This is a genomic window from Hymenobacter terrestris, from assembly GCF_013377905.1.
Lineage (GTDB): Bacteria > Bacteroidota > Bacteroidia > Cytophagales > Hymenobacteraceae > Hymenobacter > Hymenobacter terrestris.
The window spans coordinates 1-7,937 of record NZ_JABKAV010000098.1 but is presented as its reverse complement, the minus strand read 5'-3'; the positions used below and the strand labels follow the sequence as shown (position 1 = coordinate 7,937).

5 protein-coding genes are annotated in these 7,937 nt (G+C 60.0%); 1 reads left to right on the top strand and 4 read right to left on the bottom strand.

All coding sequences use genetic code 11. The annotated features are described in order from the left end of the window. Nucleotides 1-24 precede the first annotated feature (24 nt). A complete protein-coding gene (locus HW556_RS17400) occupies nt 25-1,419 on the bottom strand; it encodes a DUF5723 family protein (protein WP_176901397.1) in 1,395 nt (464 codons plus the stop codon). A gap of 72 nt (nt 1,420-1,491) precedes the next feature. Here HW556_RS17400 and meaB point away from each other — a divergent pair, with 72 nt between their 5' ends. Further along, nucleotides 1,492-2,472: a methylmalonyl Co-A mutase-associated GTPase MeaB gene (gene meaB / locus HW556_RS17395; RefSeq protein WP_176901396.1), complete on the top strand. Its 981-nt coding sequence runs from the start codon at nt 1,492-1,494 to the stop codon at nt 2,470-2,472. Between the two features lie 36 nt (nt 2,473-2,508). Here the strand turns inward: meaB and HW556_RS17390 are convergent, their stop codons facing one another. The 3 genes from HW556_RS17390 to HW556_RS17380 form a co-directional block, all read right to left on the bottom strand. Continuing rightward, nucleotides 2,509-3,975 carry an alpha/beta hydrolase-fold protein gene (locus tag HW556_RS17390; RefSeq protein WP_176901395.1) on the bottom strand — a complete coding sequence of 489 codons (1,467 nt, stop codon included), beginning with the start codon at nt 3,973-3,975 and terminating at the stop codon, nt 2,509-2,511. An 81-nt stretch (nt 3,976-4,056) separates the two neighbouring features. Next, the gene (locus HW556_RS17385; RefSeq protein ID WP_176901394.1) at nt 4,057-6,693 is read right to left on the bottom strand and encodes a DUF5916 domain-containing protein; all 2,637 of its coding nucleotides are present in this window, start codon (nt 6,691-6,693) and stop codon (nt 4,057-4,059) included. Between the two features lie 215 nt (nt 6,694-6,908). Continuing rightward, nucleotides 6,909-7,637: a TlpA family protein disulfide reductase gene (locus HW556_RS17380; protein ID WP_176901393.1), complete on the bottom strand. Its 729-nt coding sequence runs from the start codon at nt 7,635-7,637 to the stop codon at nt 6,909-6,911. Nucleotides 7,638-7,937 lie beyond the last annotated feature (300 nt).

Here is a 7,937-nt window from a genome sequence, read left to right as displayed (position 1 = left end):
GGACACCCGCCGCCCCTGCATCATTTAGTCGCTCTTCCCGCCCAGTCGGAACCGTAGGAAACCAGCGGCGGCCGACAGGTAAGGATTTTCGGAAGCCACCAGCCCCACCACGTCGCGGGTACTGACGCCGGCTTCGTAGAAGGAAGTGGAAATTGTAAGGCCCAGCGGCACACTCAGGCCATAGCCTGCGCCACCACTCAGGCCGCTGCTCAGGCGTAGCCAGCGGGTGGGCTTGAAATCGAGGCCCGCCCCCACGAAGGGCGTGATGAAGTTGCCGGCTACGTCGTTGAGGGGCAGCGTTACGTCGAGGCCGGCCTCGAAATACTCGCTCAAGCGTACGCCGGCCCCGGCGCGCAGCTTGGTGGGCAGGTTGGCGCGGCGCTCCTGGTCGGCCTTGTACTCGAACAGGCTATCGGTGCCGGTGCCAAATATTTCGGCGGCTTCCTTGATGAAGTTGTAAGAGCCAATGCCCTCCGATTTGAGCTTCTTGAGCTTCTGGTCGTTGGCCGTGAGCAGGTTGCCGGTCCAGGTCATGTGGCCCAGGTCGGTGAGAGCCAGGCCCAAGCGCACGGCCTTGCCTACTTCGGCGGCCACGCCCACATCGAAGCCGTGGCCCTCGCCCACGGGCTTGAGGCCCGCGCCGGTTTTCAGGTTGAAGCTGGGGTTGGTAGTTACGTTGCCGTAATCGACGTTGAACAGCGGCGAGAGGGAACTGTAGGCCCGCAGGTCGCCCGGCTCCACCCGAATATCAATAATGCCCACACCCTGAATGTAGCGGTAGCCGGCACCGGCCGAGAGCTGGAACAGCGGCAGATCGATTATCCGCGTGCCCCAGGCCAGGTTGAACTCGCTCAGAGCGGACAGCTGCAGGTTGGTGCCGGCCAGCGCCTCCGATACCAGCGGCACATTGCCGGCCGCCGTGGCCTGGTAAATTGGCGCATCGCGACCCAGAAACGCTATTTCGGCCGCGTTCTGGTTTAGGCCGATGTGCCCGGAGGTACGCAGCCGGTGGCTGACAGCCACGCCCCCCACCACCGGCAGCTGCACCGACAGCCCCACGGTGGTGGCATCGATGCTGAAGTTGGCCACATTGTCGGAAGTGAAGGCGCGGGCGAATTCCTGCTTCTGGGCCGGCGTGAGGGCCTCGTTGGTATCGAACACGAACTTGCGCAGCTGCTGCCGCGTGAGGGCCTGCGAACTGACGCCCGCCCCCACCTCGCCGATGGTAAACGCCACCAGCGACCCACCCTTGCGGCCCAGGTTGGCCGGGTTGATGCCGATGCACTGATAGTCGGTGGCAAACGTGGTGGCTACCCCGCCCCGGCCGGTGGCCGTAAAGTTGCTCAGTTCGTTCTGGGCCCAGCCGGCCCCGGGCAGCGCCAGTAGGCCGGCAGTAGTCAGGAGTAAAAATCGGTTCATGGGCGTAAATTGAGGCGGGGGAAGTAGCTTGCACAACTGGCTTCAAAGATAACGTTCTACCCTGCTTTCCTCGTGCCCAAACGCTTTTCTGCTTCCGACTATATCGAGGGGATTCTGGCCGGCAACCGCGTGCGGCTCAGCCAGGCTATTACCCTGGTAGAAAGCACGCTGCCCTCCGACCAGGAATTGGCCCAGCAGGTGCTTGATGCCGTGCTGCCCCACGCCGGCCGCTCGGTGCGGGTGGGCATTACGGGCGTGCCGGGCGTGGGCAAAAGCACGTTTATTGAGGCGCTGGGCCTGCATCTGGTGCGCGAGCAGGGCCACCGGCTGGCAGTACTGGCCGTCGACCCCACCAGCCAGCGCAGCGGCGGCAGCATTCTGGGCGACAAAACCCGCATGAACGAGTTGGCCTTTCATCCGCAGGCGTTCATCCGGCCCTCGCCGGCCGGCCGCAGCCTGGGTGGCGTTACGCGCAGCACCCGCGAGGCGCTGCTACTCTGCGAGGCGGCCGGCCACGACGTTATTTTCGTGGAAACAGTGGGCGTGGGCCAGAGCGAAACCGCCGTGCACGGCATGGTCGATTTTTTCCTGCTGCTGATGCTGGCCGGGGCCGGCGACGAACTCCAGGGCATCAAGAAGGGCATCATGGAAATGGCCGACGCCATCTCCATCACCAAGGCCGACCAAGGCAACGAGCTGGCCGCCCGCCGGGCCCGCCGCGAGTACCAGAACGCGCTGCACCTCTACCCGCTGGCACCCAGCGGCTGGGTTCCCGAGGTAACCGTCAGCTCGGCCCTCACGGGCCAGGGTGTGCCCACGGTATGGGAAATTATTACGCGCTACGTGGCCCAGACACAGGAAAGTGGCTACTTCGGACAGCGCCGCCAGGAGCAAAACCTGCACTGGCTACACGAAACCATCCGCCAGAACCTGGAAACCCAGTTCTACCAGCGCCCTGCCGTGCGCGAGCAACTGGCCGCCGTTGAGCAGGCCGTGCGCGACGGCCGCAAATCGGCTTTCGGTGCGGCCGGCGAGCTGCTGGGGCTACCGTAGGTATTTGTTGGCGAGGTTCAGCTAGCTTTTCCTCCCCTATTTCTTCTCGGTATTTTGGGCCAGCCAGTTCAGATAGGTCTTTTTCAGCCACATAATTTCCGCCCGCTTGTATTCAGGGGTCATCACGCTAAAATGGTCGCCGGGATAGTAGGCAAACGGTATATCTGCCCCCAGCTTCTTCATTTCCTGCTCCATGAGCATGGCAGAGAAGTTGAGGTAGTAACTGTCTTCGTTGCCCGCTGAAATCCGCAGTTTGCCGTTGAGGTCGGGCTTGAGCCGAGTCCAGTTACGGCGCACATAGCGCGTCAAGTCATACTGTTTCCAGTGAGCGAAGACCCGCCGGTTCAGCAGGTTGGTGGTAGAGTTAAATAACGGCTGGGGTAGCCCGTTACGGCCGCGCGGGCTGAATACGGCATCAAACGATACCTCCTGCTCGCCTCGATAAATGATGTCCTCCAGACGGTGCATCATGTTAGGTCGGTCGCGAACCGCCACGGTCGGCAGCAGTTCGCCATAGGTTACTGAGTCCACAATTTCAATTCGCTTCGCGTTGGTGTACAGGTTAGTTAGCTCGAAGCGGTGGAAATCTACGGGGTCGGGGGCGCTGGCATTACCGCCGGCAAACAGGCGAGGATAATGCGTGAGCAGGTACACTACTGTATAGCCACCGCTGCTATGCCCGCGCAGCAGCCGCGCGCCGTTGGTGCGGTAACGCTGGTCGAGTAGCGGCAAAAATTCGGTCGTAAAGGCGTCACCAACCGGGCCGTTATTGGCGCTGTTGGCATACACGCTGTGGCCCAAAGTGGTGGCCCCATCCAGGTATACCCGAATGCAGGCCAGTGTGTCAATCGGGGTGGCGGGCAGCGTATCGGTGCTCACGGCGCGTGAGTAGTGGTGATAGTCGCCGCCAAAACCGCCCACCGTGAACAACACCGGGTAGCGACGGCGCGGGTGCCGATGGTAGTCGGCGGGCAAAATCACGGCCGCATTAAGAGACTCTGGCCTCCCCTGGAAGCGGGTTAGCAGGGCTGAAGGAGCCTTAAATTCTTTGCAAAAAGCGCTTTCTACAAACTTGGGAGCTGCTACCGTTTGATTGCACACCAGCCGGAAGGTATCGGTGGTTGCGTCCAGCATAACGCGTTGGGCTGGGCTATACGGGTTACCCACGCTCTGCCCGATAATACGGCCCCCAAGATTCAAGTCCCACACGGCCTGCGCATAGTATTCGCCCCGCTCCAGCCGCGAAAGCAGCGTGGGGTACGATAGGGCCGAATCGGAGAACGTAATGGCCTGCCCCGGAAGAATATTACGCACCGCCAGCCGGTAGCAGGGCCAGCCCGGTTGGTCCTTCGGCTGGGCATTGCGGCGCGAAAGGTAGAGGATAACGTTGCCGCTGAAAGGCCCGCCGTACGCCCCAACCGGGTAGCTAACCACGAACTGCTGGGCGCAGGCCGCTTCCAGCAACATCAGAAATAAGAGTATTAGTAGGCTTATCCGTTTCATGGCGAAACAGGTTGTTAGGAGCACTAAGACAAGATTAAACCGTACCTGCCGCACCCAGCGACCGGCACATACGACGGGCCCCTACCCTCGCTTCGGGCGCAGCGTCAGGTAGTCGAGGAAGTAGAGGACTTTCACCGACACCGAGTTGTTGTGGGGCGTGTTGAGCGTGTTGTTGAAGTTGGTGAAGTACTGGGGCAGCGTTTGGTCGCCGGCCAGCTCGCTGGCGTTGGCATTCTTCCAGACCACCGTTATCTGCGAGCCGGGCGCGAACCACCACGAGAACACGGCATCCACATTGAAAGCGTTGAAGCTATTGTCGCGGTTGCGGCGGTAGTCCACAGCTTCCTCCTCGCCGCCGGGGTTCAGGCGCGAGAAGTCGCGGTAGCGGGCCACACTCAGGTAGTGGCGGGTGCGGATGGTGAACGACATGCGGTTGGTGAACGTGTAATTGGCCGACACCGTGTTGGTAGTGGTAGTACGGTTGCGGCGGCCCAGAATTACATCGGCCACGCCGTTGCGTATAAATGGCCGATCCGCCTCCTGCCGGCTGCTTAGGCCCCCGGCATAGCCAATCTGGTTTTGCTGAAGCTGCCAGTCGAAGTTGTAGCGGAACGAAAGCCGGTTGCTGACCCGGTAGCGCGGACTGATACCCAGCCCGTAGTTGACGCGGTCGGTACGCTGTCCATCGGCCTGATACAGCCGGGTAGCTAGGCTGATATCATAGGCAAACTTCTTGCGGTAATCGGAGCTGCCGTAGCCGCTTATCCCCAGGTTGGCCGGCACCCGCACATAGTACGTGCCCAAGGGCCTGCGGCGGGGTTCAAAGAAGTCCTGCTCCTCGAGGTTGCCATTTACGTTGAAGCCCGTCGAGAAGAAATTCTTTGTAAACGTGGTGTTTGCGCCGGCATAAAAGCCCAGGTTCTGAAACCGGGTAGGCTTGTAGAGCAGGGTCTGGTAGATGCCCATATCGGTCCTGAGCTGGTTCACTTTCCAGAACGGCTCGTACTTGTTGTAGCTGACGGAAGCCTCTTGGCTGATGGAGTTGTTGGAGAACAGAATGCCCAAATCGTTCGGATCGTAGGTATCCGATTCGATGCCATGGCTCAGGTTCCAATTAAAATTGCCACTGATTTTACCTACTTCCAGCTGGTATTTGTAACCGTCGCGGTTGTCAACCTGCTCATCGGCACCAAACACATTCCCCCGTCGGCGCGAGTAGTTGGCCTGGCCCTTGAGGGCGTAGCGGTTGCTTTTGTCGGCGAACCGGAACAGGCCGCCGGTTACGTTGGCGTCGTAGGTGCTGCCCTTGCGGGTTACGTTGGTGTTGATGAGCGAGACGTAGGAGTTGTTTTTGAGGCTCTGATCGAGCACGAAGATGTTGTAGTTGGAAAACGGCTGGGTGAGCACCTCGCGCCGTTCGCCGCTGGTACTATCCTGCAACGTGGCGTACACGTCGTTGCTCAGGGCATTGAACAGCCCCACGCCCAGCCCGCCCTTGGTACGGCCCGATATTTTGGTGGCGTTCAGCAGCCGCGTTACGCCGGGGTTGCTTACCACGTACTCGCCCTGCTTTATTTGTCCCTCCGGGCTGGTCGTGCGGCCACGCAGCTGGCCATCTACCTCATAAAAACCCAGGGGCTGCCCCCCCACCCGACGCGAGTAAAACAGACCGCCCTTATTAAACAGCTCGGTGCCCTCGGTGAAAAACTGCCGGTTCTCGTTGTATTGCACCTCGAAAGGCGACAGGTTGAGCACTTGGTTATCGCTCTGCACCTGTCCAAAATCGGGTACCAGCGTGGCATCAAGCGTGAAGCTTTCGTTGATGCCCCACTTCACATCGGCCCCGCCGTTGAAGCTGGTGCTGGAGTTGCGTTTACCCTGCTCGTTGAAGGGGAAATGATCGTAGTAGCTCGACACGTAGGGCGTGAGCGAGAGGCGCAGCGGCGGCTTGATGTCGCGTACGCCCCGCAGCTCGCCCCACTGGTTTACGAAGCCATCTACCTGGGGCTTTACCTGGTTCCAGAAAAACTGCTGGCGCGTGCTCTGGCGCTGGCGCACGAAGTTGATGCCCCACACCTGCTCGGCCGCGTCGCTGAAGCGGATGGCCGAGTACGGAATCCGGATTTCGGCTATCCAGTCGTTGCCCCGTAGCTTGGTCTGGCTCATCCACACGGCGTTCCAGTTGAAATCCTCACCCCCGGCGGGCGAGTAACGGGCGTCGAGCTCCACGCCGCCGGGCGTCAGGAAAAACCCGTAGCCGTTGAGCTTGTCGTTGTAGGTGTCGAGGAACACGGCGAAGTAGTCGGTGTTGCCCAAGTCGTCGCGCTGGGTGAGTTCCCGCAGGATAGAATCGGGGCTCACATCGTGCATCACGGCACCAATGTAGAGGGCGGCATCATCATAAAGCAGGCGCACTTCGGTGGCGTGCTTTTCAGGCCGGCCGGGCGTGGGCCGGGTTTCGATAAAGTTGGTGGCTACCGGCGCAGTCAGCCAGACGGCCTCGTCCAGCTCACCATCAATTTTAATAGCCTCAGTGATGCGCGTGGCCTGAAACTGGCGCCTCGGGGCCGGAATGGCCGCGCTGTCGGCCGCGGCGGTTTTGGAGCCGGCAGCGGCTGGCTTCTGGGCGTAGGCCGGAGTGGCCAGCAACAAAATAAACAGGCCCAGCAGGGCACAATAAGGCTTCACGACGAATAGACGAGAGAGTAAAAAAATCAAATCAATCAGCAGAAAAAAGTAAAGAACCCGCCCACCTCGAAACCCGGCAACTGGGCCAAAAAGACACCAGCGGCCCTACATGAACGGGCGGCTTGCCGCCATAGATGCGGTCCGAACCGCAAGCGTTGCCTGTTTTCACGCAAACTTCACGATAATTAAATCAGCCAGGGCCACAACGGATGACGTATTGGTTGCCTTGGTCCTGGCCCATTCACCTACCGAATAGCCTGCCAGGCCTCCCGAAATCCCGTCATATCGGCCTCGGTGCCGGGGCGCTTATTGGCTGCGTCGTAGCGTATCGGCAGCCCTTGATTAATACGTTGAACGACGCCACTTTTATCCACGAAAATGGTGAGCGGGTAGCTGGTAGTGAACTGCTCGCAGTAGGCTTTGGCATCAGGAATGTGGGTGAAGCTGAAGGGATGTTTCTTCAGAAACTCAGTCACCTTAGCCGGACTCTCATAGGTCATGGACACGTAATTGGCACCCGGATTTTCGGCCTTGAACTGGTTGAGTGCCGGCATTTCGGCCACGCAGGGCGGGCAGCTAGTAAAGCACATATTGATGATTAGAGGTTGGCCGCGCAGGTCGGCCGAGCGCATTATCTGGCCCGCGAGCGTGCGCAACTCGAAGGGCGGCAGCAACTGGCCCACAAACTTCTGGTAGCCGGCCATATTAGCAATTACGGCCGCGTTGCCGGCCATCAGCTTCATCTGGTGTAGCAGCGTATCGCCGCGGGTTTCAGTGCTGATAGTTTGAGCTACGAATTGAAAGTCGGGCATTTTGGCCCGGATAAGCTGCTCCCGGACCGCCACCAGCGAATCAAGCTGCACCTTGGTATAGCGTGCCTTGCCCACCTGGTAGCGCACTGTTTGCTGGGCCTGCGCGGCGGTAGTCAGGCCGGCCGCCAGTAGCAGTAACACGAGTTTTTTTTGAAAGCGCATGGGCAGGGTAGCTCTATAAATGAAGAGGGGTAAAGACTAATTTTTCGAGCAGTCAAATCACTTTCAAGAAAATCGTCTGCCCCGGCCGCCGTTGCAGCGGCGGCCGGGGCAGACATATGCCTTACTCGCTCACTGAAATCTGGATGTTGCGGCTGCTTTTACCATCGGCGGCGGGCTGCACATCGAGCAAGCGGCGGTACTTGTCAGCCACGTCGGCGGGCTGCTGCTGGCCGTTTACAGTCATTTTCTTGTCATTAAGCTGGAACTGGAAGCCCTTGTCGGTAGCTCCAATCAGCCCAT